Annotated in this window: 24 protein-coding genes; 15 read left to right on the forward strand and 9 right to left on the reverse strand. The window is 46.0% G+C overall.

Features of this window, described 5'->3' with window-relative positions; genetic code table 11:
- Positions 1 to 9 precede the first annotated feature (9 nt).
- The 3 genes from OU814_RS24735 to darG all read left to right on the forward strand — a co-directional run bounded on the left by OU814_RS24735 (position 10) and on the right by darG (position 2,390).
- Complete coding sequence (locus OU814_RS24735; RefSeq protein WP_268242397.1) at positions 10 to 534, forward strand: hypothetical protein; 525 nt, start codon at positions 10 to 12, stop codon at positions 532 to 534.
- A gap of 127 nt (positions 535 to 661) precedes the next feature.
- Positions 662 to 1,291: a type II toxin-antitoxin system toxin DNA ADP-ribosyl transferase DarT gene (gene darT, locus OU814_RS24740; protein WP_268242398.1), complete on the forward strand. Its 630-nt coding sequence runs from the start codon at positions 662 to 664 to the stop codon at positions 1,289 to 1,291.
- Between the two features lie 49 nt (positions 1,292 to 1,340).
- Positions 1,341 to 2,390, forward strand: coding sequence for a type II toxin-antitoxin system antitoxin DNA ADP-ribosyl glycohydrolase DarG (darG, locus tag OU814_RS24745; protein ID WP_268242399.1), 1,050 nt, complete (start codon positions 1,341 to 1,343; stop codon positions 2,388 to 2,390).
- Between the two features lie 24 nt (positions 2,391 to 2,414).
- Here darG and OU814_RS24750 read toward each other — a convergent pair whose 3' ends face one another.
- The 4 genes from OU814_RS24750 to OU814_RS24765 all read right to left on the reverse strand — a co-directional run bounded on the left by OU814_RS24750 (position 2,415) and on the right by OU814_RS24765 (position 4,407).
- Positions 2,415 to 3,161, reverse strand: coding sequence for a Uma2 family endonuclease (locus tag OU814_RS24750; protein ID WP_268242400.1), 747 nt, complete (start codon positions 3,159 to 3,161; stop codon positions 2,415 to 2,417).
- A 95-nt stretch (positions 3,162 to 3,256) separates the two neighbouring features.
- Entirely contained in the window at positions 3,257 to 3,481 is a 225-nt protein-coding gene (locus OU814_RS24755; RefSeq protein WP_268242401.1) for a hypothetical protein, read from the reverse strand.
- 49 nt (positions 3,482 to 3,530) lie between these two features.
- Positions 3,531 to 4,031 (reverse strand): hypothetical protein, encoded by a 501-nt coding sequence (locus OU814_RS24760; RefSeq protein WP_268242402.1) that lies wholly within the window; start codon positions 4,029 to 4,031, stop codon positions 3,531 to 3,533.
- Between the two features lie 46 nt (positions 4,032 to 4,077).
- Positions 4,078 to 4,407, reverse strand: coding sequence for a hypothetical protein (locus OU814_RS24765; RefSeq protein ID WP_268242403.1), 330 nt, complete (start codon positions 4,405 to 4,407; stop codon positions 4,078 to 4,080).
- Positions 4,408 to 4,654: 247 nt separating this feature from the next.
- On the opposite strand from OU814_RS24765, the gene OU814_RS24770 reads away from it, so the two are divergent.
- Positions 4,655 to 4,882 (forward strand): hypothetical protein, encoded by a 228-nt coding sequence (locus OU814_RS24770; RefSeq protein ID WP_268242404.1) that lies wholly within the window; start codon positions 4,655 to 4,657, stop codon positions 4,880 to 4,882.
- Positions 4,883 to 4,963: 81 nt separating this feature from the next.
- Here OU814_RS24770 and OU814_RS24775 read toward each other — a convergent pair whose 3' ends face one another.
- The 4 genes from OU814_RS24775 to OU814_RS24790 are packed head-to-tail and all read right to left on the reverse strand — an operon-like array spanning position 4,964 to position 6,965.
- Positions 4,964 to 5,440: a hypothetical protein gene (locus OU814_RS24775; protein ID WP_268242405.1), complete on the reverse strand. Its 477-nt coding sequence runs from the start codon at positions 5,438 to 5,440 to the stop codon at positions 4,964 to 4,966.
- Positions 5,441 to 5,453: 13 nt separating this feature from the next.
- Positions 5,454 to 5,918, reverse strand: coding sequence for a hypothetical protein (locus OU814_RS24780; protein ID WP_268242406.1), 465 nt, complete (start codon positions 5,916 to 5,918; stop codon positions 5,454 to 5,456).
- A 7-nt stretch (positions 5,919 to 5,925) separates the two neighbouring features.
- Complete coding sequence (locus OU814_RS24785) at positions 5,926 to 6,360, reverse strand: hypothetical protein (protein WP_268242407.1); 435 nt, start codon at positions 6,358 to 6,360, stop codon at positions 5,926 to 5,928.
- Complete coding sequence (locus OU814_RS24790) at positions 6,357 to 6,965, reverse strand: hypothetical protein (RefSeq protein ID WP_268242408.1); 609 nt, start codon at positions 6,963 to 6,965, stop codon at positions 6,357 to 6,359. The genes OU814_RS24785 and OU814_RS24790 overlap by 4 nt, the downstream gene beginning before the upstream one ends.
- A gap of 90 nt (positions 6,966 to 7,055) precedes the next feature.
- Between OU814_RS24790 and OU814_RS24795 the strand changes: the two genes are divergently transcribed.
- Positions 7,056 to 7,859: a helix-turn-helix domain-containing protein gene (locus tag OU814_RS24795; protein WP_268242409.1), complete on the forward strand. Its 804-nt coding sequence runs from the start codon at positions 7,056 to 7,058 to the stop codon at positions 7,857 to 7,859.
- A 155-nt stretch (positions 7,860 to 8,014) separates the two neighbouring features.
- Here the strand turns inward: OU814_RS24795 and OU814_RS24800 are convergent, their stop codons facing one another.
- Positions 8,015 to 8,263 carry a hypothetical protein gene (locus OU814_RS24800; RefSeq protein WP_268242410.1) on the reverse strand — a complete coding sequence of 83 codons (249 nt, stop codon included), beginning with the start codon at positions 8,261 to 8,263 and terminating at the stop codon, positions 8,015 to 8,017.
- Between the two features lie 319 nt (positions 8,264 to 8,582).
- Between OU814_RS24800 and OU814_RS24805 the strand changes: the two genes are divergently transcribed.
- The 10 genes from OU814_RS24805 (at position 8,583) to OU814_RS24850 (ending at position 23,336) form a co-directional block, all read left to right on the forward strand.
- On the forward strand, positions 8,583 to 8,972 hold the full coding sequence (locus OU814_RS24805; RefSeq protein ID WP_268242411.1) for a 6-pyruvoyl trahydropterin synthase family protein: 390 nt from the start codon (positions 8,583 to 8,585) through the stop codon (positions 8,970 to 8,972).
- An 11-nt stretch (positions 8,973 to 8,983) separates the two neighbouring features.
- The gene (locus OU814_RS24810) at positions 8,984 to 9,622 is read left to right on the forward strand and encodes a 7-carboxy-7-deazaguanine synthase QueE (RefSeq protein WP_268242412.1); all 639 of its coding nucleotides are present in this window, start codon (positions 8,984 to 8,986) and stop codon (positions 9,620 to 9,622) included.
- 11 nt (positions 9,623 to 9,633) lie between these two features.
- Positions 9,634 to 9,792, forward strand: a complete 159-nt coding sequence (locus OU814_RS24815) for a hypothetical protein (RefSeq protein ID WP_268242413.1) — start codon at positions 9,634 to 9,636, stop codon at positions 9,790 to 9,792.
- Positions 9,793 to 9,879: 87 nt separating this feature from the next.
- Entirely contained in the window at positions 9,880 to 10,602 is a 723-nt protein-coding gene (queC, locus tag OU814_RS24820; RefSeq protein WP_268242414.1) for a 7-cyano-7-deazaguanine synthase QueC, read from the forward strand.
- Complete coding sequence (gene dpdA, locus OU814_RS24825; protein ID WP_268242415.1) at positions 10,581 to 12,653, forward strand: tRNA-guanine transglycosylase DpdA; 2,073 nt, start codon at positions 10,581 to 10,583, stop codon at positions 12,651 to 12,653. Before queC ends, dpdA begins: the two co-directional genes overlap by 22 nt.
- 174 nt (positions 12,654 to 12,827) lie before the next feature.
- Positions 12,828 to 16,130 carry a protein DpdE gene (gene dpdE, locus OU814_RS24830; protein WP_268242416.1) on the forward strand — a complete coding sequence of 1,101 codons (3,303 nt, stop codon included), beginning with the start codon at positions 12,828 to 12,830 and terminating at the stop codon, positions 16,128 to 16,130.
- On the forward strand, positions 16,127 to 18,652 hold the full coding sequence (dpdF, locus tag OU814_RS24835) for a protein DpdF (protein ID WP_268242417.1): 2,526 nt from the start codon (positions 16,127 to 16,129) through the stop codon (positions 18,650 to 18,652). The genes dpdE and dpdF overlap by 4 nt, the downstream gene beginning before the upstream one ends.
- Positions 18,649 to 19,548 (forward strand): protein DpdG, encoded by a 900-nt coding sequence (gene dpdG / locus OU814_RS24840; protein ID WP_268242418.1) that lies wholly within the window; start codon positions 18,649 to 18,651, stop codon positions 19,546 to 19,548. Before dpdF ends, dpdG begins: the two co-directional genes overlap by 4 nt.
- 12 nt (positions 19,549 to 19,560) lie before the next feature.
- The gene (dpdH, locus tag OU814_RS24845; RefSeq protein WP_268242419.1) at positions 19,561 to 22,644 is read left to right on the forward strand and encodes a protein DpdH; all 3,084 of its coding nucleotides are present in this window, start codon (positions 19,561 to 19,563) and stop codon (positions 22,642 to 22,644) included.
- Positions 22,635 to 23,336 carry a hypothetical protein gene (locus OU814_RS24850; protein WP_268242420.1) on the forward strand — a complete coding sequence of 234 codons (702 nt, stop codon included), beginning with the start codon at positions 22,635 to 22,637 and terminating at the stop codon, positions 23,334 to 23,336. The genes dpdH and OU814_RS24850 overlap by 10 nt, the downstream gene beginning before the upstream one ends.
- Positions 23,337 to 23,356 lie beyond the last annotated feature (20 nt).

Raw genomic sequence — 23,356 nt, forward strand, 5'->3', positions numbered from 1 at the left:
GAGGGCTGAATGTCTACGAAGAAGTTTGATTACCGCATCAGAATTCAGGTGGCGGCAGACAGCCCGGATGGAATTTTGTTGGACTGCCTCAAAAACGAACGGCATCAATCGTACTCTCACAAAGAAATGCTGCTGTGGGCACTGCGGGCATATTGGATGCCGATCGCGTATCAGCTTCAGCAGGAGCAAGGGCAGCGATCGGTTTCTGAATCACAAATGAAGCGAATGGCTCAAGATGCCATTCATCAATTACGACAGCAGATTGCTTACTTGCAATCAACGTTCGGCGTTGAACAAACATTATCGGCTGAGGGAGTAATCACATTGCATCCCTCTGATCAACTACTTCCTCTCCTCGCCGCCCATCGAATGCCCGGCGCAGCCAGCTCAGCTCAATATGCTGAACAGACATCAGCATTAACGACTGACTCAAGCAATCTGCAACCAGAATCAACTTTGACAACGGAGCCAATAGCTGACAACCAGAAGGATTTGTGGTACGACAGTGAAGATTTGTTTGATTCCCAGATTTAGGTCTTCTCGAATGAATTGTGCCTTTCTAGCCCACCTACGCTTGATTGCTGCTGTATGGCTGAATTGTTTTGACTTTCTTCAGTAGAATAGTGCAAATCTACTTGTCTGATTGCGACGCTCGCGCCTCATGCCAACCCGGATTTTTCACATCACCCATATCAATAATCTTCCACTGATTCTGGAATCGGGTGGTTTAATTGCCAAAAGCCAACTTCTGAAAAGCAGCGCGAGGCATCTTGACATTTCCTATGAAAGTGTTCAGGGTTGGCGTTCTAGAAAAGCTGTTCCTTGTGGTGCTAGAGGAGTGGTACATGATTATGTCCCGTTTTACTTTGCGCCGCGTTCCCCAATGCTCTACACCATTCACAAAGGAAATGTCGCCAACTATCAAGGTGGACAACGCCCGATCCTTCACCTTGTCACCACCATCGAAGAAATCCACGCTCAAGAATTGTCGTTCGTCTTTACAGACGGACACGCCATTATGGACTATTCCGATTTCTACGACGATTTAGGACTGCTCGACGAAGTGATTGATTGGCAGGTGATGAAATCCCAGTACTGGTATGACACCGATGAAGACCCGAATCGAAAATGTAAGCGCCAGGCTGAGTTTTTGGTACATCAGTTTTTTCCGTGGCATCTCATCACCGAAATTGGTGCAATTGATCCAGCAATTCAGACTCAAGTCAACGTAATATTACAAAGTTCGCAATGCGAAACGCCCGTCCGGGTTTACCGTAATTGGTATTACTGATCATGATATGATTAGTAAATCTGAACTATATGGCTAAATGCTTGATCCCATGCTGCAGCTTAAGCAAGGTAACTTACTAGAGGAGAAAACCGAAGCCCTTGTTAACACGGTCAATTGTGTCGGTGTCATGGGTAAGGGGATTGCTTTGCAGTTCAAACAAGCGTTTCCAGAAAATTTTAAACAATACAAAAAAGCCTGTGATGCTAAAGAAGTCAGACCAGGAGAAATGTTTATCGTTCATACAGGCAATTTGCTCAATCCTAAGTACATTATCAACTTCCCAACAAAGCGCCATTGGAAAGGGAAATCAAGGTTAGAGGATATTGAGTCTGGTCTTCAGGCGCTCATTGCTGAAATTCAACGCATCAACATTCAATCGATCTCAATTCCGCCGCTAGGTTGTGGCAATGGTGGACTCGATTGGGCAGTGGTTAAACCTCTGATTATTGCTGCTTTTGAAGCATTACCGGATGTTCAAGTTCTCTTATTTGAACCTGCTGGCGCACCTGCTGTGGATCAGATGCCAGTTGCGACTGAGACTCCTCAGATGACTCGTGCGCGTGCCCTATTTATCGAACTCATGGATCGCTACGGCATTCCAGGATATCGCTTGTCGAAAATTGAAGTGCAAAAGCTGGCTTATTTCCTTCAAGTTGCGGGTGAGCCACTCCGGTTAAATTACACCAAACATCACCAGGGTCCGTATGCTCATAATCTGAATCATGTTCTTCAGCGCATTGAAGGACACTTCATTCGAGGCTATGGCGATGGCAACCAAGAGTCTGCGCTCTACGTTTTAGATCAAGGGAAGCAATCTGCTCGATCGGTTCTAGAAACGGATCTAGAAGCCAAAGAGCGATTGAGTAAAGTGAGCCGTTTGATTGCTGGTTTTGAAACACCGTATGGGATGGAAATGCTGGCAACAATTCATTGGGTGGCAACTCAGGAAGATCCAGAGGCTGCGATCGATCCAGATCGGGCGATCGCAAAGGTTTACGAATGGAGCGATCGTAAGCGCAATCTGTTCAAGCCCAACCATCTTCGCAAAGCGTGGCAGCGTCTCTCTGATCAGGGTTGGCTACTATCTTCTCTTGCATAGGTTACTGTTCTTGAACTCGTAAACTCAAACTTCATTGGGGTCAATCCCCATCGCTCGGAGCCGCTCTGCCAGTCGCTCTGCCCGTTGGCGCTCCAACTCCCTGCCTTCGGCTCCGGTCAGAATAATTTGTCTATCACGATCACACCAACGCAACCAGGTTCCCATTACCCCTTCAAACGCTCCTTCCCACAGCATCAACCCCACTCCAACCGTTCTCAACCAATAGGGTGACGGCAACTCTTCATACTCCCCCTCGACTAATGCCCACACTCGCAGCAACGATCCATTCATCTCGTCTGGCTTCTGAAGCCGCTGTAAGGGGTCAAACACTGCGTAGTAGGGCACACCAATCCGAGCATAAATTTCCTTCTTCGTCGCGGTTTTGCCTTTCTGCTGCGATTTGCGGCTCAGGGTTAATTCGTCGCCTTCTCGATTGGAGACAATTTCGATGCAAACTTCCGGTACTTTGCCAAATTCCCAGACGAAGTATGATCGGCTCTGCTTCTGGCTCCAGTCTGTCGGCATCTCCAGCCCTAAACTCAGCATCGCGTCGGGTACGATCGACTCTTGTTTGAGCGCATAGAATAAACCCACGTTGGCAGCTGCGATGAAGGGGACTCCAGGCGACCAAGAGCTATAAAGTGGTTCCACAAGGAGCCGTTGCTGTTTCTCCGATTGAAAATTGTCCACAGGAGTCTCGTCCTCAGTGACGAGATGGCTAATGTCCAACTCGGTCACGCTGGCTTCGTCATTTAACAGATTTTGAGTCATGGGCAGGTCCAAACCCGATGCCTCATTATTGCTCAGATTTCAAATCAAGTCATTTTAGGTCGCGCTCTGGTGGGGGTGAGCGCTGTGACAACCCCTCACACTCCGTACCGCAGGTCATCCAAAATTTCTTGCAGCACTTGATCTAAGTGAGGATGCTGCCAAATTAAGCGTTGGATCAGGCAATTGACCACGGCTGGAATCTCATCAGGTTGAATCAGCGATCGCTCGGAGTCGATCGTGTTCTGTCCAATGTAAGTGAGCAGTCGATTAATCTCGATCGCTGGGCAAGAAGACTTATAGATATGTGTTTGCTGTGTCATGCCTGTTCTCCTGATTGGGTTTAGTCCGGTAGTTTCGTGGAATGTGGATTTAAGGATTCAACTCGCTGTCAGTTTGCTGTCGTAGGATTTGCAAGTACAACGTGGTTGCTAGTGCTCGAAAATCTCGTTGATCTGCCAGACCTGCAAACTTCTCGTGAGCGACTTCTAAGCAGAATCTCATCAAGTCAGCATGATCACAAATTTGTGCGGATAAGGCTAACTTCTGCTCATCACTCCAAGTTGCCGGAACACGATCTGGACGATGAACCGTTTGTTTAGCCGTAGGAGAAGAATTTGTATCGATTCGCAAAATGTTGTGCTTGTCCTTACCATTTCGATCCTTGCCTGCGGGCACAAGTTGGACGATCGCGCCTTGAGTCAAATCCTTTGCTTCTTCCTCAGAAAGCGATTTCCAGATCTTTGCCGCTTCGCTCCCTGGCGGTTGGGCTTGATCCAAAAACAGCACAGAGCGGTACTTTTCATAATTGCCATTTTTGAGTTTACCGATCGCTTCAACTTTTGCGGTGATCGCTTGAACAACTTTCGCCATGTCAGATTCTCCTACTGTTTGGGGCTAGGGTGAGGGCTGAGACTTTTCAGCCCCCAGACGTGCAATCGTTAGAAATCGTCCTTCCAGCCGTCCCAAGCAGAGTCAGCGGCACGTTCGTAAAGATGGCATTGCGATCGCTGGTACAAGGCGAGGAGTATTTGGCTTCGGGGTAGACTGCCTGATCGCCTTCAAAGTGAACTCGTTTCTGAAGTTCATCAAGCCAGCCTTTCAGATAATTGGGGTCTTTTGGATAACGCGGCATTTTACCAAAGGCAAAATCGGCTGCGCCTTCGTGGTAGTCCACTGCAACACGCTCGGCTACGATCGCAGCTTGCGTGTCCAATTCGGATCGAGCAGAATCAGCAAGAAATGACATGATTAGAGGACTCCTATTTTTAGGGGTGAGTTGGGAGAGTGCCTGAGCCTCAGAAACTTGGGGCGCTCTCCCGCTTTTACATTTGGAGAAGAAAGGCTAGAGTTGTTTCTTCTCCTCTTTATTATATCCCGGTTATTATAGAAGTCAACTATATCCCAAATATTTTTGAAGTGTTATGATCAGTCCAGTCACTTCTTGCGATCGCAAGATGTAGTGATAACCCGTTGTTTTATGCCTAGTTGCAACCGTGCCTAAGAAAAGCCAGTACAAACCCGGTGAACACCCAAACTCTCGTGAAAACCTGACATATCACGAGGGGCGACCCACGGTGTATGAAGAGCGCAAGAAACGGCGTGAAGTGCTGGTGACAGAAGCAGGCTGGGAAGGATTTAAGCAAGCGGCTCAAGCGGCAGGTTGTTCAGCTTCTGAATTCGTGGAGCGCATTGGCAGAGGAATTTTTAAAGTTTCTGAGTAACGATTCTAGTCAATGTATCTCTGCAATCAACCTGTGAGCGCTACAGCGTTTCTTCTTCCAGTCGTTATCTTCGATTGATTTCTACTTTTTACTAGCATTAAACTTCAAGACCGTTTGTGCTTCGATAATGCGCTGAATCCGTGGATCGCTTTTCTCGACCCAACGCTCAGCAATGCCAAAGTAACTGCCAAACATCACGATCGGCATATTGGCAACCTCCACAAACAAGGGGTAAACCATCTCTTCGTCGTCGGAACGATCGTCAACCGAAAGTTCTCCGGTAAGTTCCGCGTACAGTTCCCAGTTCACCCATACACACTCGATACATTGCCCATGCAGCGCATCGAGCATCATCCACTGATCTGGGCGTAACTGCTGACGGTCAACGAGCCAGAAAACATCGCCACTCTTGTCTCGCTTGAATCGGGCTGGATAAATTCTGCCTGTGGTCTGATCCGCCAACATCAATGCTGGAAATCCATCAGGAAATCGCTCTAGCATTGACTCAAAGGGCGAGTGTTGTTCTTCGATTACTTGGATGAAAAAGCCTTCTTCCATCGCTGCCTCGCGTTTAACTGCCTTTCAAGATTTGTTCAAGCATGGATTTGCTTGGCTCGACAAATGCCCAGGTGCCGTTTTGCTGCTTTTGGAAAGTTGCGAACACCAGGAGATTTGCCCTTCCGATCGTCTGTCCTTTTCGTAGCGCACCGAGCTTTGGGGCGTTGATGCCACAGAATCGAAATAGATAAGCGGGTAGCTCGGTGCCAGCAAACAGGACACATCCCGATGGATCGGGCTTCGCTTCTCCGCTCATTGGGGCATAAATGGGTTTGCCTGCCAGATCGATCGTTAGCTCACCCAGCCCACTCACGATGGTTTGATCGTTGATGCGATCGCCCCGTTGAAGTTCCCATTTCTGATAAACCTGAATACTGGTCGGCTTGGTAGGGGTTATGGACTGTATTTTTTCTATCTGACAAGCGGTGAGGCTCACAATCAGCAAGGCTGTGAGCCAATAGGTGTGAATCCTGTTCATACGATGGCTAAAGTAAAGAACTGGAACATTGCTGAGTTTGCGGCACTAATCGAACGCCCACATAGGTATCGTCTTCATAGAGAACGATGACCCAAATCTTGGGGTCAAACTCAAGCGGATATACTTCTCGTTCTGCCGTGGCTCCGGCTCGGACGGTGATCGGCTTCAATCGGCAATAGGGGGCTTTGAGGATGCTTCGGACTCTTGTTTTGGCGGTTCCTTCTGCGATCGTCATCAGTTTCAGAATCCGTTCTCGACTTAGCACAGCATCAGGAGTGATAATTTCTGCACACTGGAGTTCCTCAGTTGAGGTGAAGGATGAGAGTCTCAACAGATTCGGATTGACCTGCCAGAGGAGTTTGGCTGAAGCAGCGATAGTTGCACCCAGTACCAATAGCACCAGGGGAATTCTCAAATATTGATGCATCTGATTCTGTCTCATAGCATTAGCACTGCAAGCAGCAGTCCTCCGAATAGACAACCCAGATTCCAGAGCAGTTTCTGCTTCCAAGGAGTAAAGACGACAACAATCAGAACACTGATGCCGCTGAGTGCGATCGCAACTCCAGAAAGGAGAGCGGCAAACGGCTGAAGGTAGAAAATCAGGATGCAGCGAATCAGCATACCTAGCAAGAACGCAAAGCATCGAATGATGACGATAGCAATCGGGCTTGCAGGTCGAGAAACACCTTTGGAATCATAGGGAGCATTGCTGGGCTGCTCCTGCTGCAATTCCGCTTCTCCTGATTGTGTGACGGGTTGTTCGATCGGGCGAACTGGAGTTGCTGTGTTGGGGGAAATGAAACGAGTCGTTTCGTGCAGTTCCGCAGGACTGTGAAAGTCTGGACGAGGCATGGGATGAGACGGATTTCGAGCAGGTGACTTATCTGAATCTTCGGCTTGATCAGCTAGGTAGAGTGTGACGAGATCAAGCGACAATACTTTTAGGAGCGAGGCTTTGATCGAGCGGCTTCGACGGGCAAGAATAATTTGTCGCTCAGTTGTTGGCTTGCGGTGAGTCGAGGATTGCCGTTTTGGATGAGGCATGAGCAGAATCTCCAGTCGGCTTCAAACGAGAATTTAGCTTAGGACAAGTGTATCACTATTAAGATCTAAAGATTCTAAATCTTAGAATTTATGAGTTTTAGCACTTCTAAAAATGAATCCTTTTGGTTCGGTGCTAGTGTTGGGATGTTCAGTTACTGCCACAAAAATCAGGTGTTACAGGAAAACGATCGCTCTCAACGATTGGCGCGACTTGTCCGGCGCTTACGTCGAGATGCCAGCACATATACTTTTGGCGCTCAACTAGGTGTGACTCACAGTACAATTCGCCGCTGGGAAAGCGGTCGAGGGGGTATTAATGAAGAAGCGATCGAGAAATTAAGCACAGGCACTGGAATTTCGGCAGATACCATCCGAGCTTATTTGAGAGGCGGTATCAGCCTTAGAGCCTGTTTAGGTCTGGAGGAGCCACTTGAATCTCAATCACAGATCGTGATCGAACAGTTACCTAAGCTATCGACGCAAGAATTACTCACTGTTCTGGAAACGACGATCGCACATCTTCTCAGTCGACTGCCTAACATTCGACCGGAGGTGGCACAGATTCTACAGAGTGCGATCAGTCTTCTCAGCATTCCGAGGTCGTCAAGTCGATCAAACATCTCCGAAACACCAGAATCAATTGCAGAACAATTTTTACCGCAAACGCTGCAAGATGCCATCCTGGATGAGATTGAAGCTCGCTATGGAAGTGTGAATTCGATGACGATCACACGATTTGCTGAAGACGTTGGGATTCAGCCGAGCGAGGCGATTGCTCGGCTTCTACAGGGAGAAAGCCCAAAACGACAAGACCTCGATCAATTACAAGGACACCTGTGCAAGTTCCTCTCACAGCCTTGGACGATTGAAGAACTTCTTAACCTTGCTCAATAGAGGCGTTCTCCTACTCGCTTGATTTATGGGAGTGACGGCTACGCAGCCTTTTTGGGGACAACAAATGAACCTGGTGCGTTTGCTTTACAATCAAGTATCTCCAACGAAGAACGAGTTTCTCTAAAATTTAAGGAGTTGCCCGAAAATCTCTAGCCCTACTTCATGGTAAGAAGGTTGGCGATGAACTTGATGGCAATTGTTGACGAACTTCCTGCCATGAGTGCTGTAGCCTGTGCTGAATTGGTAAGTTCTGTACCAGTGCTAAGTAGACTTTTGCAAAGTTCCGTTAGGATACCAGGATTGTTATCTACAGGTTCCTCATCCTCAATAATTCCAGTCAAATCATCAGCAGGTTCTAGAAGCACGTTTTGGTTTTTGCAGACTGCTTGAATGAGTTTCACCATTTCGCTATTCAACTCAGATGGTTGCGATTGAGTTTAAAGGCGAGGAACAAGGGCAAGACTTTTCGGGAGAGACAAAGGCTGTATCATCTCGATTTTTCTAAATTTCAAGCAGAAAAAATCGTAGTTCAAATAAACTAACGTGTAAGAGCCGCTCTCCTATTCGTCAAGCAAATCAGCATTAAGGAAACTTAAGGACACATCTAAAACTCTAATTAATACTGATTCCACATTTAGCGTAAGATGTTATAAGATTTGAGCGATTCTACTATATGTAGAGTTAATTCAAAAATTCCGATTTCACACGCTCGGATGATTCCTCATGCCAACCTGGAAGCTGACTACTGAGTTTACCTTTGATGCCGCCCATTATATCCAGGGCTATGACGGTCCTTGTGGGCGTATGCATGGTCATACATATCGAGTTCGTATGGAGGCGACCTCAAGGCAGCTTCATGCTTCCGAGTATTGCCCTCATCCTGTCATGGTCGCAGACTTCCGCACGCTTCGTTGGGCAAAGCAAGACCTGCTCAAAGGCGGACTTGATCACTCTGTCCTGAACGAAGTTCTTCCTGAGGGTTATGAAACGACTGCTGAGATGATTGCTCAGTACATCTACGACAAGACAAAAAAACAGTTGCCTCCAAATGTGAAACTGAAGGTCGCTGTATCTGAAACGCCCAATTCTTGGGCGGAGTATGAGGATGACTAGGAGCAATTGTCATGACAAGTCTGATCCCTGCTGCCTCAATTTCTAAAACAGCCTCAATGGTTTTGCCATTGGTGGAAACCTTCCACTCAATTCAGGGGGAGGGAGTTTGGACAGGAACGAATGCCTTTTTTATTCGCCTGGCAGGATGTGATGTCGGTTGCTCCTGGTGTGATACCAAACATTCCTGGAACACTCACCGTCATCCACAACGCCAAATTGATAGTTTGATGACCGAAGCTAAAGAAGCAAATCCAGCAATTGTTATCATTACTGGTGGTGAACCTTTAATGCACGACCTCTTTTCTCTTACCGATGGACTGAAAGCCGCAGGTCTCCAGGTGCATCTGGAGACCTCTGGGGCGCATCCTTTTAGTGGTAACTTTGACTGGGTTACGTTCTCTCCCAAGCGTTCTAAACCACCTCACGAAAGCATTTATGCCCATGTAAGTGAACTGAAGATTGTGGTTGCCAATCAGTTTGATCTCTTGTGGGCAGAGGAGCATATCACAAAAATCCCACTTGGTGCAGTCAAACTTCTCCAACCGGAATGGAGCACTCCTGATAGCTATTCGCTCATTTTCGAGTACGTTCTAAGACACCCAGAGTGGCGGGTTAGCTTACAAACTCATAAATTTACTAATATTCAATGAGTGATAAAACTATGTCTCAGGTTGAATTAGCCTCCCGTGAACTGTCCATCAGCTTAGCGTTACTGGAATATTGGTTTGATAACCACGACGACGATTCTTATGACCAGAGAGGACATAGGGCAGGAAACCTTGAAGCAGTCGGACGACCTCGCGGCAATGAAATTAGATAGCTTTGCCGCAAACTCTATCAGCATGAAAGTGCCACACAACCCGCCTGACGATCGCCAAACTAATTACCCTTTACCGTGAGGTGACCTATGAGTGCTTCCAAAGCCATTGTTTTATTATCGGGTGGTCTTGATTCATCGACCTCTGCTGCTCAAGCGATCGCCGATGGATACGAGTTGATTGCTCTTTCTCTCGATTATGGTCAGAGGCATGACCGTGAATTGATTGCTGCCAAGCGAATAGCTGATTACTTGGGGATCAAGGAACACTTTGTAGTGAATGTGAATTTGGCGCAGTGGGGTGGTTCTGCCCTCACTGACCAATCTGTCACTGTACCCACAGATGGCGTTAAACCTGATGTCATTCCCATTACCTACGTGCCAGGACGGAATACGGTCTTTCTAGCGATCGCGCTTTCCTTGGCAGAAGCTAAAGGTGCTGAAGCCATTTACTTGGGGATTAATGCAGTAGATTACTCTGGCTACCCTGACTGCCGACCTGAGTATCTAGAGGCGGTTCAACACCTTGCGACTCTCTCCTCTAAAGCCGGACTAGAAGGAAATACACCAAAGCTAGTTGCTCCACTAGTAATGGATTCCAAGGTAGACATTGTGAATCGGGCGTTGCGACTGGGAGTGCCTATCCATCTCACATGGTCTTGCTACCAGGGAGAAGATGAAGCTTGTGGACTGTGTGATTCTTGTCGGATTCGTGATCGTGCCCTAATTGACGCAGGGAGATCCGATCTGGCAACGTTGGTAGGACAAGATCTATACGATCAGGAGAATCGATGCGCCATCCTCGTGTCTTAATCATTACATCCTGTACTGGAGAGAAGCGTTTTAAGCCAGAGAGCCAACTCGCTCAGGGGGACTTTGTACAGGTTGCTCGACTTCGGAAACGAGAAAAGCAACTCTCCGAATTTATGTCTCCAGCAGGAGAAATGTACACAGGAATGCAGCATATCCAATTAATGGAGGGTGTGCGGACTTTACGTAAAGCTTCAGAGAAGCCTGCAATTGACGTTGTGATCATCTCAGCAGGCTATGGGTTGATTGCTGAAGATCGTGCGATCGTGCCTTACGAGGTCACCTTTAACACGATGAAAGGGCATGAGATAGATGCCTGGGCGAAGCAGTTAAAGATACATCAATCAATCGAAAAAATCATTCCTGACTATGATTTGATTTTTGTTCTGCTAGGAGAGAAATATCTAAGGGCAATTTCATTACCCCTAACGCTTCACGAAAACCAAACTTGGATTTTTTTAGCTCCAGGAAGTTGCTCCAACTTAATCCAGGCATCAAATTCTCAAGCCTTTGTCCTGTCGCTCTCGAATGCCGAGGCAAAGAAGTATGGCTTTGGTTCAGTAGGGTTGAAGGGTTTTTTATTCAAACAATTTTCTTTAGTTGCGGCAGAACAGCCTGAATTGTTTGAACAAATCCATCAAAATCCTCGCCGCTTTCTGGAGATCATTGATACGAATACTCAGCTTGAACTTAATTTGGGTCTGCCTAAGTTAGCAACAAAGAGCAAACCCAAACAAGTTACACCCAAAAAGAGCAGGGATGAATTCGTTCCCATTCCTGATTTGCCACCCGCTCCAAATACCCACTTGGGTATGCAATATTTCATTCCTGAATGGGATGACCGAGTTGACCCGCAGTACAACTTTTTAACGGATTCCTTCAGTCCTGATCGACATGATTCTTATGCGGATGACGTTTATGCCCACGAAATATTCTCTCCGACTCCTAATTATGATGGTGTTTTAGTCTCTAAAGCTGTCATAGATGAGAGCCAGACAAAGAGAAACAGAGTTGAGGAACTGGGCATTCATAAGTTCGTCCGATTTGCTGGAAAAATCATGGGAGATTGTGGGGCATTCAGCTATATCAAGGAGGATGTTCCACCGTATAACACAGATGAAATTTTAGATTACTACGAACGCCTGAACTTCGATTTTGGTGTGAGTATTGACCATCTCATCGTAGGACCCTTTGCGACTGTGGGTGTTCGAGATTGGCGGTATGAATTAACACTAAAAAATGCGGCAGAATTTTTGACAAAACATCGGGAGCGAGGTTACCAGTTTACGCCAATTGGCGTTGCTCAAGGTTGGAGTCCTGAATCTTATGCTTCAGCAGTACAAGAATTAATTAAGATGGGCTACGACTACATTGCTTTGGGTGGTTTAGCTCGTGCCCAAAATCACGAAATTTTACCGATACTGAAAGCAATTCATCCTCACCTAATTCCAACTGTGCGAATGCATTTATTTGGAGTAGCACGGGTAAATGCTGTTTCTGCTTTTCGACATTTAGGTGTAACGAGCTGTGACTCTGCTAGTCCACTACGTCAGGCATGGCTCGGAGCGACTGCTAATTACTACACAGCATCAGACAAAAGATATGCTGCAATTCGAGTTCCACCTGTCGATAACAAAGGTGGTTTACGAGTCAAACGACTGTTAGAAGCTGAGGTGGCAAATGAGAAAACTCTAAAGCGACTCGAAAAAGATGCATTGCGATCGCTACGAGAGTTTGATTCGGGCAAGCTAGATTTGGAGTCGACCTTGCAAGCAGTTCTTGCTTACGATGAACTACTGGAACTGCCAAAAGATGGCAAGGCTGACCTGGAAGCTCAGGCAAAACGCCGGAAGAAACATGAAGTTTTATACCGAGAAGTCTTGGAAACTCAACCTTGGAAGGCTTGCAATTGTCCTATATGTCAAGAGATTGGCATTGAGGTCATTATCTTCCGCAATAACAATCGCAATCGACGACGCGGGTTTCACAACACTTACGTTTTCTACAAAAGGTTCAAGGAATTGTTAGGCGAATCTAAGGAGTTGTCAGTATAAATATGCAGCCAGAACATTTGAATTATGAAAGAATGGCAAAGCTTTTTATTCGCCTATGAAGTATGTGCGAATGATTGACTTTAACTCCCGCCTTAGCGTGTTGAATTGCCGTTCAGTGGGGCAAACTGTAAGAAAGGACGCTGGTCGCCTAGCATACCCTCTGTCAGGCAAATTATGCAATATTCTAGCCCTCAAGTTCATCAGAACCACATTCAATGTGGTTCTTTAGTTCGCTCTTGCCTCAATAATCTGGGGGTTGGAAAAGTTCTGTCTATTTCTGAGTCCAGAGCTGTTGTCGAATATTTTGTTTCGCTCGGAAATCAAATTCAGAAGACGCTATCTCTCAACTCCCTAGAGAAGTCTGTTCTTCAACGGCATACTCGTTGTTATCTCCACTCAGAGGAGCAAGAGTTTTGGCAGATTGGCAGAGTTGCAGCTTGGCATGATGACGATCAGCGCTACGAAGTTCATCTGCCGGATAAGGGACTCCGTTACGCTACAGAGACAGAAGTCTATGTTCGCTGCGATTGCGCCATCGAAGATCCCACCGAAGTCTTGATTATGAAGGGGCAGGAAACACCCTTCTTCCATACTCACCGTTCCGCCTTGGTTCGCTGCCTGATTGAGCAACGCGCTGTCAGTCATGGAATGCCTGGGCTTTTTTCAGCCAATATTGATTTTTACCCTCACCAAGTCGAAGTCGTGCGGCGAGTTTTAGAAGACCCTATTCAGAGGTATCTCTTGGCAGATGAGGTTGGATTGGGCAAAACGATCGAAGCAGGCGTAATTCTACGGCAGTACTTGCTAGATGAACCCGATGGGCAGGGGTTAGTGGTTGTTCCCCGTCCTTTGCTTAAGCAGTGGCAGCAGGAGTTAGAAACAAAGTTTCATCTGCTTGATGAAGTGAAGCTTCTTACCGTTGAAGATCTTGCTACTTATCGCTGTGATACCCTACCTGGAATTTTGATTTTAGATGAAGCCCAGCACATTGCGGCTATGGCAGAGTCTACCGATCCAAAACAGCAAGAGTGCTTTGCTATCTGCCAGAAACTAGCGCACCGAGTTGATCGTCTCTTGCTTCTGTCTGCCACACCCGCACTTAATCACGAGCAAACTTTTCTGGCAATGTTGCATCTCCTTGATCCAGTCACTTATCACTTAGAAGATGTTACAGGATTTAAAGAGCGGATTCGCCTGCGGCAGGAAATCGGTCGAATTCTGCTGTCCTTTAAGGAAAACGCTTCGTCTTTTGTTTTGAAGATGAGTCTGGGGAAGCTACGAAGCCTTTTTGCCCAAGATCTGCGGTTGTTAGCTTTGACTGAGCAACTTGAATCTCTTTTAAAGCTGCCAGAGGCAGATTCCACTAAGCGGGAACAATTGATTCGTGCCATTCGCACCCACATTAGTGATACCTATCGCCTGCATCGTCGGATGTTGCGGAACCGCCGCGATGCAGTCGAAGACATCTTGCTAAGTCAATCTGAGGCAACCCTTCAAGTAGAGTACGATCTGGATGAACGATCGCCCACCGTCCAGGAGTATCTAGATGAATGGCGCATTCGTGCAATTGGAGCGGCTAGCGAAGGTGATCCTTACTACCAGCAACTTCACCAGGTGTTCTTACTCTTATTTAGCGCTAGCGGAACTTGGCTAACCATTTTAGAGTGGATTATTCTGGCTCGACTTAACCACGATGCTCCACCTGTTCTACTGCGTGAATTTGGGGCAGAAGCAGTGGATTTGTTACTGTCAACTCCTCAATTTCCTGGCGAAGTCGAAATCTTGCAAGCTCTGCTCGACACACTTCAACAACCCTCTCAAGAAGGCGATCGTATTGATCATCTTCAGATGGTTCTGGAGAGATGCATTAAAAGTGCTGGTCAAAAATTCTCTAAAGTTGTGGTCTTCACAAGCTCTACTTTTGCCTGTCGAGAAATTGTGCGGCGATTAGTTTCTGCTTTTGGGAAAGGGGCGATCGCGACCTACCAAAATGGGCAATCGATCGATTCAGTGGAAGAAAACACGAGTCAGTTTAGGGATGACCCCCGATGTTGCATCTTGGTATGTGACACTTCAGGTGAAGAAGGGCACAATCTGCAATTTGCCGATTGGATCATCCATTTTGATCTGCCTTTATCACCTAATCGACTAGAACAGCGAAATGGTCGATTGAACCGAATTGGACGGAACCGTTTGCTCCGGTTTGTCATTTTTGCTGGCGCGGATACGAATGATAGCATTCAAGGTGCCTGGTTTGAAGTTCTCAATGACGGCTTCAAAATTTTCCAGGAATCGATCGCTAGCCTCCAGTTCTTCGTCGATAGAAAGTTACCTGAACTAGAAGCCGCCCTATTTCAGTCAGGAGCTTATGGGCTGACTCAGGCAGTGCAATTGATTGGCGATGAAATCACAGTTGAAAAAGTTAGCATTGATGAGCAAAATGCACTCGATGAAATTGATGCCCTAGAAGAAAACGCGGCTCAGTACTTTCAAGCATTGGATGAATATGATGCTCGCCATCAGGACATTCAGCGATCGGTAGAGGGATGGATTTGTCAAACCTTAAAATTCAGAATTGATCAGCATGATGATGTCCCAGAAATTGTTAGCTACAAGCGATCTTCTGAAACGCTAGTACCAGCGAATGACTTGATTAGGTACTTCAGAGGCTATATCAATCAACCCGGAACCTATCAGCGCCGTAAAGCCTTGCAGCACCCAGGAACTACTCTTTACCGCATTGGTACTGGTTTGATTGAGACGCTAAACGAGTACATTCACTGGGACGATCGGGGGCAAGCGTTTGCGCTGTGGCGACACGATGAAACCTGGTCACCCGTAGAAGGTGCAGAATGGGTGGGCTTCCGCTTTGATTATGTAATTGAAACTAATTTATCCCTTGTTGATGAGGTGTTTCAGCGGTACGGTTGGGAGCGTGCAAACCGTTTAGCTTTACGACGGCGGATGGACGCAATTTTTCCGCCTATGGTAGAAACTATTTTTCTCGATGTTCGCATGAATAGTGTGAACGATCAGAATCTTCTAGAGATTCTGCAACGCCCATACTCGAAAAAGCGAAGACCAACCCATGATTACAGCTTGAGCAAGGGCAGGTTGCACATACTGGATGAGTTTGTGAGTCGGGATGACTGGGCAAATCTCTGCCGAGAGGCGCGCAAGCAGTCTGCGACCCTGCTGCGGCAGCACCCTGACTTTTACGATCGCTGCCAACATTATGCAGCGCAAGCAGAGCGTCAGTTAGGTGATCGACTGGATCAGCTTCAACTTCGCTTAGAGCGACAGTCTCAAATAGGCAACAACCTCTCCCTGGCTCAAGAAGTTGAGATTGAACGAGCATTGAAGCAGATTTTAGTGGATGGAATTCAGCAACCTCATATCCGCCTTGACTCGGTCGGATTTTACATTGTCTCTGGACGACCGCTTTCTCAAGAAGCTGAGGAGGAAAATGCATTATGAGTTTTCAGCAAGTTTATGACTATCTCAGCCAAACTTCCAACCTGAATCTGGAAGATTTAACAGATCTTGAGCCTTGTCAAAAGCGTTTGCTTGATGCTCTACAAAACTCTAGCATCGGAATAGGTGCTGGAGATATTGCTGCATTGATTAGACACGTACTAAGGCATCAAGCAGAGTTGCAAGGGGATGTTTCTCCAATAATCAGGGTGCCTCGAACGCCCCCCTTTCCAGCAGATCGAAAAGTCTGGGAACTCAGCAGCATGGATATTTTGACTGAAAAACCTGATTTCTTTCTACTCAGTGCCCGCCCCTGGACTCCGGAGTGGCTTCCAGATTCAGAAACAATTTCTCCTGAACCTCCTCTTTCAAAGCACAAAGCAAAACGCCGCAATTATCCCCCTGTACTGGGTGATCCATTTTTATCGATATTAGGTCACGAAACTTACCAAAGTGTAGGGCAACGCGAAGCCGTTCGAGCACTTTTGGCAGCTCCTCCAAGATCTACCCTAGTTGTCAATTTACCAACTGGTTCTGGAAAAAGTCTTTGTGCCCATCTACCAGCCCAATTAAAGTCAGATCCCGTAGGAGTGACGATCGTGGTTGTTCCAACTGTGGCACTAGCTATTGACCAAGAGCGGGCGTTTCAGGAGAAAACCGGGGTCAATTATGCCACTGCTTACTACAGCGATAATTCCGCAGATGGGCAGGAACGCCGTGACGAAATTCGCGATCGCATTCGTCAAGGAACCCAGTCGATCGTCTTCACCTCACCAGAAGGGCTAATTGAGTCGTTGTCGCACAGCGTTTATCAAGCAGCCCAACAAGGATTCCTCAGATATTTCATTATTGATGAGGCTCACATTGTTGAGCAGTGGGGAGATGAGTTCCGTCCTGAATTTCAGGAACTTGCAGGTCTTCGCAGAGACTTATTGAGGCTAGCATCATTTCCAACGCTGCTATTAACTGCAACAGTTACTGAGTCCTGTTTGGATACATTGGAGACACTATTTGGACAACCAGGACCTTTTCAAGTTGTTTCTTCAGTACAACTGCGACCAGAGCCTTCCTACTGGTTCGCCTGGTGTTCTGGGTGGAAAGAAAGACGGCAGCGTTTGACCGAGGCTTTGCACAACTTACCGCGTCCACTTATCATTTACGGCAGCAAAGTAGCAGATGTGAAACAGTGGCATAGTGAGCTTCAACGTGCAGGCTTTAAACGCATTGCCGAAATAACTGGCAAGTCAAGTCAGCAAGACCGCCAAAGGCTGCTTGAAGCTTGGAGAAAGCGGCAGATTGATGTTGTTGTAGCAACTTCAGCATTTGGATTAGGGGTAGATTTACCGGATATTCGTGCTGTAATCCATGTATGTATTCCTGAAACCATCGATCGCTTCTATCAGGAAGTGGGGCGAGGTGGTCGCGATGGAAAAGCAACGCTTTCCCTAACGCTGTACACGCAAGAAGACTATGAAATCGCTTACAGTTTGAATCAAATTACTTACATCTCGATCGAGCATGGGCGAAGCCGATGGGGAGAAATGTTCTCCCGACATTTTCAATTATCGGATGGTCGATTTCGAGTGCCAGTGAATGTAACACCGCCCTACAATCTCAATCTCGATGCAACCGAACGCAATCGAGATTGGAATATTCGCACGCTGACCCTGATGAGTCGAGCTAACCTGTTGGAGATTGACGCAGAACCGCCTCCCCAGCGAAAGGACTTTGACGAAGTAGGGTTTAAGAAAGTGCTGGAAGACTATCACAACATGCGTACAGTTCGTATCTTGAATGATTCCCATTTAGATGAGAAAACCTGGCATGACTTGGTAGAGCCTACTCGCACTCAACGTCAATACTGGGCAGAACACAGTCTCAAGTTAATGCGAGAGGCGCTGCAACCGAAACGCTGCATTTCTGAGATTCTTGCTGAAGCGTATCGGATTCCATCTCGTCAATTCCCTGCTAGAAATCGAGTGCATGTAGAACGATCGTGCGGCGGTTGTCCAGTTTGTCGAAAACAGGGAATGAAACCCTTTTCAGGAGTAGTACCACAGCCCGCACCTGTTTGGGATACACCCTTTTTTTCGGTAGGGGAAGCACTTCAAACGCATTTAGATGGGGAATCGCTGTTGTTGGTATTTTATAACTCTTTTGAAGATGAAGAGGCAGATTACGCTCGCGCTCGTCTTTTCAAGTGGTTTATCAATCAAGGAATTGCAAACATTGTTGCACCTGTAGAATTACATGAAACTTTTGCCAGACAAGCAGACAAGCTTCCTATTTTTCTATTTGAGGAGTTTCGCCCTCTCCAAATGCTCAACATTCCAACCCTAATTTCCCATTCTCAAGATAAAGATTTACCGCTACGCTATCTTTTGCCACCAAAAAATGCAGTGCCCCGTGTAGTTTTTCTACCAGAAGATACACTCGATCCTGCATCTCAACATCGGCAGCTTAAAAACGTTTTTAATGGACGTAGTTTTCATTTTGATTTTCTTTGTGGAGAACTCGGACTATGAGTGTACTAAAAGAAGGCACCTATACGGTTCCTAGCCGAGTCATTGGAGTCTGCAAATACTTGCTGCAGGTTAGAAATCAGCGTGAGAATCGAGATAAACTTTATCAAATATTATCGCCTGAAACATTGCTTGCAAGAAGAGACAAAACTGCTTCATCTGCGTCTTCCTCAAAACGGGAAGACGCAACTAAAACTTCGCGTCAGATGATTAAGACGGTTGTTCGAGAGTGCATTAATATGGGTCTGCTAGTTGAAGATGGCGAAGATGTTGCAATTAATCCAATTCTGAACTTGAAGAGCATAAAGCAACTACCGACAGTAATCTCAAATCTCTACCTGTCTTCAGAAAACGCCGAGAATCACGACTTCGCCAAAGTTTTAGCTTGGTATCTTGCCCAGGATTTTTATAATGCACCAGGAAACTGGCAATCAGCAGAACCATTACTTCGTCAACAAGTTGGCTCTGATTTATTAGAACTTAACGATATTCGCTATGGACAGTTTGATGATTGGATCTGCTATCTGGGTTTTGGTTGGCAATTTGCACTGTCAAAAAATTCATCTATTACTGTTCCTGACCCAACGACTTATCTGAGAGAAAACTTGAAATATGTCTTCGCTGGTAAAGCAAATGAGCAAATTTCAGTTGCTGACTTTATCGATCGTCTGGGAGAGTATTGTCCAGTTTTCGAGACGGGCTACTTTCGAGATCAGATCGAGCAGCAAATTCCACGGGATCAAAACGTTCTTTCAACAATAACTTCAATGGCGCTCTGTCGCTTGGTTGACGAAGGCGTGTTGAAATTTGAAAGGCTCTCGGATTCTTCTGTTCCATTATTTATTTTATTGGACGGAACAGAAGAAATTCGAGTCACTCACGTCAACTGGATATTATAAAGGGTAAGAGAAATGGTATTCAATCGATATATTTGCTGGAATCCAAACATGATTCGTAGAGTCATGGATGTAGAAGCAACTCATCCAGAAGATCATCTTTTTCTAGCAACTCATCATCCTGCAAAGATGTATCGCCAGAGTTTAAGCGAGACTCAATCACGCATCTCTTATGATGAAGAAAGTTTTCTTGCAGACTTTCTAGGAACACCAGACTTTGCTTTCGTGCCGGTGCTAGGAACTTCCGGTACTGGAAAGTCTCACCTAATTCGTTGGTTATATACCAGAATCAAGTCCATTAAAAACCCAGTTCAATGCCGGGTTCTGCTGATTCCAAAAGTTGGCACAAACCTGCGCGATATTATTGAAAAAATATTAGAAGGGTTAGATGGATCAGAATTTGATAGTTATCGAAGTCGCCTAAAACAGGCAACAAGCAGCCTAACAGAAGGTGAAGTTCGTGAACAGCTTTTAGCGAATTTAGCGATCGCTGTTGGTTTAAGCGGTAAACAAAACGTTGCTGCTTTAACAGAAATTGAGTATGAAATTGCCAGAGGTCTTCCAGATTTACTGCGCGATCCGTTCTTTATTGAAGAATTTTGGCTAAAATCTGGAGGGATCATTGATCGCCTGGTTGTTCACATTTTGGGAAACCAAGGCACTGTCGAAGATGTCGAAGAACGGCGCGGATTTTCAATCGAAGATTTACCAGAAGGCGCTCGACATATATCCAAGGCGAGCGAAAAGGCGCGTGAATTTTACACAACACTCACTAATGACTTCATTCCAAGAGAAAAGGTTGTCGAGTGGCTCAACAAGCATTTGGATGAAGCAATTGCAAAGGTTCTGAATTTAGGTCAGGAGGATTTGCAACGTTTAATGCTAGATGTCCGTCGGGCACTGGCAAAACGTAATATAGAACTGATTCTATTGATTGAAGATTTTGCGAAGTTGCAGGGAATCGATCGCGAGGTTCTAGAGGCAGTTTTGGCACGCCCCCAACAAGGAGCAGGCGAACCTCGTTTATGTGCGATGCGAACGGCTTTAGCCTGCACAACCGGCTATTTTCAAGGCTTAATTGATACTGTTCGTACTCGTGTAGAGTTTAGTGTCAATCTCGATGTTGAGACTGTGGGTGAACAATCTCTAGTGACTCAATTGGATGTGCAGCAGCTAGCCGCTCGTTATCTCAACGCTGTTCGCTTGCAGGATCAAGAAATTCGAGACTGGATGCAAGATGCTGATGAAAAGACTAGACAACCTCACAATCCTGTTCCAATTGCTTGCGAAAGCTGCGAGTATCAAACTGAGTGTCATGCAGGCTTCGGTGAGGTAGATAGTATCGGACTGTACCCCTTTAACGCTATTGCGATTGAACGGATGCGCGATCGTGTCAATCGGGGAGTATTTAACCCTCGAATTCTAATCAAAGAAGTTTTGCGCCATGTCTTGGAGTATCACCGTTCTGACATCGAGAAAGGTCAATTCCCGTCGCGTCTACTTCTCGATCAATTCAGTGGTTATGTTCTTGACCCCATGATATTAAATGAAATCAAAAGTAGGGACACCCTGGAAGATGCCGATCGACGAGAGACTTTACTGAAACTTTGGACAGACAGCAAGCAACTCTGTGATTTGCCTACTCCAGTGCATACCGCTTTTGATCTACCACCTCTAGGCGTTCAGGTTCAACGAAATTCTAGTCCAACTGCCGCTACTGTTGTTCGAGAGCGAACTGCAAGCTTTAGTAGTACGTTTTTCGTTCCACTAAGTCCTTCCGATCAACAGTCCGAAGACATTCCTATATCGCTTGCTGAAAGATTGCAGGCGATCGATCAGTGGAGCAACGGCGAGCAGTTGGATTCAAAAGCACCCGCCGATGATCTAAGATCGCTTATCTTTGCAGCAATTGATGCCAGGATTGACTGGAACTCAGAATTACTACTGCGTAATCATTTCATGGACAGAATCTTCAAATCTAGAAATATTAACTTCAAAAGATCAGCGACTTACTCTCGCATCAAAGATGTTGAATTACTTCTTCCTCTGAAAGAGGATTTTGGAGATACAGCGATCGCCCTAAAAGCAATTCTTCTTTACAAACACTATCAACATTGGAAATTTCCTAACGGTGCAAGCTATTTTCGTATCTATGCCAAGTGTCTAGAAGAATGGAGCCATTTTGTACTTCAAGAGTTCACTAGATGCACAACAAGATCTGGTAGCCCAGGTGATCCTATTCCCGCCACTGTTGAGCTTTTAGCGATCGCGGGACGAATGGCAGGTCGTCGCACTGATTCAATAGAAGATAGAGTCAATGCGGTGTTTACAGATCTGGAGAAGGTTGAGGTCGATAGCCGTGCCTCTAGTTGGCAAAAACTATTCAATGCACTAAAGAAAAATCAGCCTAAGCTTGAGGAAATACTAAAGGCTCGACTGGCTTGTACTAAGGGAAATGCTAGTCAACTACAAATGGTTGATGCTGCTCAATTGGTGGCTCCTCTTAGTGCCGTTGCTAAAGATTGGCAGCCTAAAACTGATGTTTCTGATATCAGTTCAGACCCACCTTTCAACGCTATTCTTAATGCTCGCACCAATGTTGATCTTCTTCTAGAACAAGCAATTCGAGAGGAACGCGATCGTCAACTAGAAATTTATCAGACTGTTTTGGATGAACTGGGTGATGATTTCTCTCAGAAAGAAGTTGTCGAAGCCTTGACTCAGGCAATCAGCAAAGTCAAAAGCGCAGGCATTTCAGGCTCTACTTCGGCTGATCTAGAAGCTGCGATTCAGGATTTTAAGAATGCTCGTCTTGCAGGATATCTAAGTTCCATGCGAAGTATTCAAGGAGAGCAAGATAATGGGAGACTGTTGCAGCAGTTGAGCACGTTATCTCAACGCCCGATTGGAGTTCTCTCTAATTTTTTAAAGCATTCTAGGAATGCTATTAACCGAATGAATGAGTCTGCTCAAAAGAACATTGATGATTTAAAAACTTCTGGGGGGAATGAATTAGAAACTAGCTACACAGGGATTGAGAAGTCTTTAGTAGAACTTCAAGATTTAGCCAAAGAGATTGGAGAAGAACCATGCTTGTAGAAGACTGCAATCAACTGAACCAACTTGCTCAAACTGCCACTGATCTTAGAAAGTATGCTTCTGATCTTGGCAAGTTTCGCGATCGTCAAGCCAAAATTGAAGAGTTGGTTTCGAGCCTAAAGCCGCTTGTCATTGCCTTGCGAGCATTTCGAGATCGAAAACTAGTAAGTAATGATTTTAGTCAACAAGCAAATGTTCTGTTAGCGGAAGTCGGAATTATCTTAGATGAGTTTCAAAAGGATCGTGGATGGTTAATTGAGAAACCTCGATTAAACTCTCTGCAATCAAAAATAAATGAGTGCAAAAGTAAATTAGAGAGTCAATTACGTCGTGCTTGGGGTGAATATAAGAATCGCCGTTTTCCTAACACGAACGATGACTTATTAGGACTATTGGCAAAAATTCAGACCTTTAAGCCAACCGTTCATAGAGTTCGCGCTCTTCTGGCTCAGCTTGCTACAGTTGATTATCCCAGGGACGCAGCTCACTTTCAGGAGATTGAGCAAGCGATCGAGAACCTGACCGAAGCCTGGAACAGCCTCAAGTCTGATGAAGTTCCGCCAGTCGTATTAGAATTTCTAAGAGCCGCTGCTACTCATGGAGCCTCAATCGATCGTCTTACCCCAGAGGTCACTGCCTGGCTGAATGAGCAAGGCATCAGCCGATTTTTCTATATTCGCCTTTCTGACTAGATCTCCTATGTTTTGCCATC

It is taken from the genome of Leptolyngbya sp. GGD (assembly GCF_026735145.1).
Taxonomy (GTDB): Bacteria; Cyanobacteriota; Cyanobacteriia; order Leptolyngbyales; family Leptolyngbyaceae; genus Leptolyngbya; species Leptolyngbya boryana.

What these genes read in the sequence shown, in the direction of transcription:
- OU814_RS24735 (WP_268242397.1), top strand. Translation starts at nt 10, where the DNA reads ATGTCTACGAAGAAGTTTGATTACCGCATCAGAATTCAGGTGGCGGCA.
- darT (WP_268242398.1), top strand. Translation starts at nt 662, where the DNA reads ATGCCAACCCGGATTTTTCACATCACCCATATCAATAATCTTCCACTG.
- darG (WP_268242399.1), top strand. Translation starts at nt 1,341, where the DNA reads ATGCTGCAGCTTAAGCAAGGTAACTTACTAGAGGAGAAAACCGAAGCC.
- OU814_RS24750 (WP_268242400.1), bottom strand. Translation starts at nt 3,161, where the DNA reads ATGACTCAAAATCTGTTAAATGACGAAGCCAGCGTGACCGAGTTGGAC.
- OU814_RS24755 (WP_268242401.1), bottom strand. Translation starts at nt 3,481, where the DNA reads ATGACACAGCAAACACATATCTATAAGTCTTCTTGCCCAGCGATCGAG.
- OU814_RS24760 (WP_268242402.1), bottom strand. Translation starts at nt 4,031, where the DNA reads ATGGCGAAAGTTGTTCAAGCGATCACCGCAAAAGTTGAAGCGATCGGT.
- OU814_RS24765 (WP_268242403.1), bottom strand. Translation starts at nt 4,407, where the DNA reads ATGTCATTTCTTGCTGATTCTGCTCGATCCGAATTGGACACGCAAGCT.
- OU814_RS24775 (WP_268242405.1), bottom strand. Translation starts at nt 5,440, where the DNA reads ATGGAAGAAGGCTTTTTCATCCAAGTAATCGAAGAACAACACTCGCCC.
- OU814_RS24780 (WP_268242406.1), bottom strand. Translation starts at nt 5,918, where the DNA reads ATGAACAGGATTCACACCTATTGGCTCACAGCCTTGCTGATTGTGAGC.
- OU814_RS24785 (WP_268242407.1), bottom strand. Translation starts at nt 6,360, where the DNA reads ATGAGACAGAATCAGATGCATCAATATTTGAGAATTCCCCTGGTGCTA.
- OU814_RS24790 (WP_268242408.1), bottom strand. Translation starts at nt 6,965, where the DNA reads ATGCCTCATCCAAAACGGCAATCCTCGACTCACCGCAAGCCAACAACT.
- OU814_RS24795 (WP_268242409.1), top strand. Translation starts at nt 7,056, where the DNA reads ATGAGTTTTAGCACTTCTAAAAATGAATCCTTTTGGTTCGGTGCTAGT.
- OU814_RS24800 (WP_268242410.1), bottom strand. Translation starts at nt 8,263, where the DNA reads ATGGTGAAACTCATTCAAGCAGTCTGCAAAAACCAAAACGTGCTTCTA.
- OU814_RS24805 (WP_268242411.1), top strand. Translation starts at nt 8,583, where the DNA reads ATGCCAACCTGGAAGCTGACTACTGAGTTTACCTTTGATGCCGCCCAT.
- OU814_RS24810 (WP_268242412.1), top strand. Translation starts at nt 8,984, where the DNA reads ATGACAAGTCTGATCCCTGCTGCCTCAATTTCTAAAACAGCCTCAATG.
- OU814_RS24815 (WP_268242413.1), top strand. Translation starts at nt 9,634, where the DNA reads ATGTCTCAGGTTGAATTAGCCTCCCGTGAACTGTCCATCAGCTTAGCG.
- queC (WP_268242414.1), top strand. Translation starts at nt 9,880, where the DNA reads ATGAGTGCTTCCAAAGCCATTGTTTTATTATCGGGTGGTCTTGATTCA.
- dpdA (WP_268242415.1), top strand. Translation starts at nt 10,581, where the DNA reads ATGCGCCATCCTCGTGTCTTAATCATTACATCCTGTACTGGAGAGAAG.
- dpdE (WP_268242416.1), top strand. Translation starts at nt 12,828, where the DNA reads ATGCAATATTCTAGCCCTCAAGTTCATCAGAACCACATTCAATGTGGT.
- dpdF (WP_268242417.1), top strand. Translation starts at nt 16,127, where the DNA reads ATGAGTTTTCAGCAAGTTTATGACTATCTCAGCCAAACTTCCAACCTG.
- dpdG (WP_268242418.1), top strand. Translation starts at nt 18,649, where the DNA reads ATGAGTGTACTAAAAGAAGGCACCTATACGGTTCCTAGCCGAGTCATT.
- dpdH (WP_268242419.1), top strand. Translation starts at nt 19,561, where the DNA reads ATGGTATTCAATCGATATATTTGCTGGAATCCAAACATGATTCGTAGA.
- OU814_RS24850 (WP_268242420.1), top strand. Translation starts at nt 22,635, where the DNA reads ATGCTTGTAGAAGACTGCAATCAACTGAACCAACTTGCTCAAACTGCC.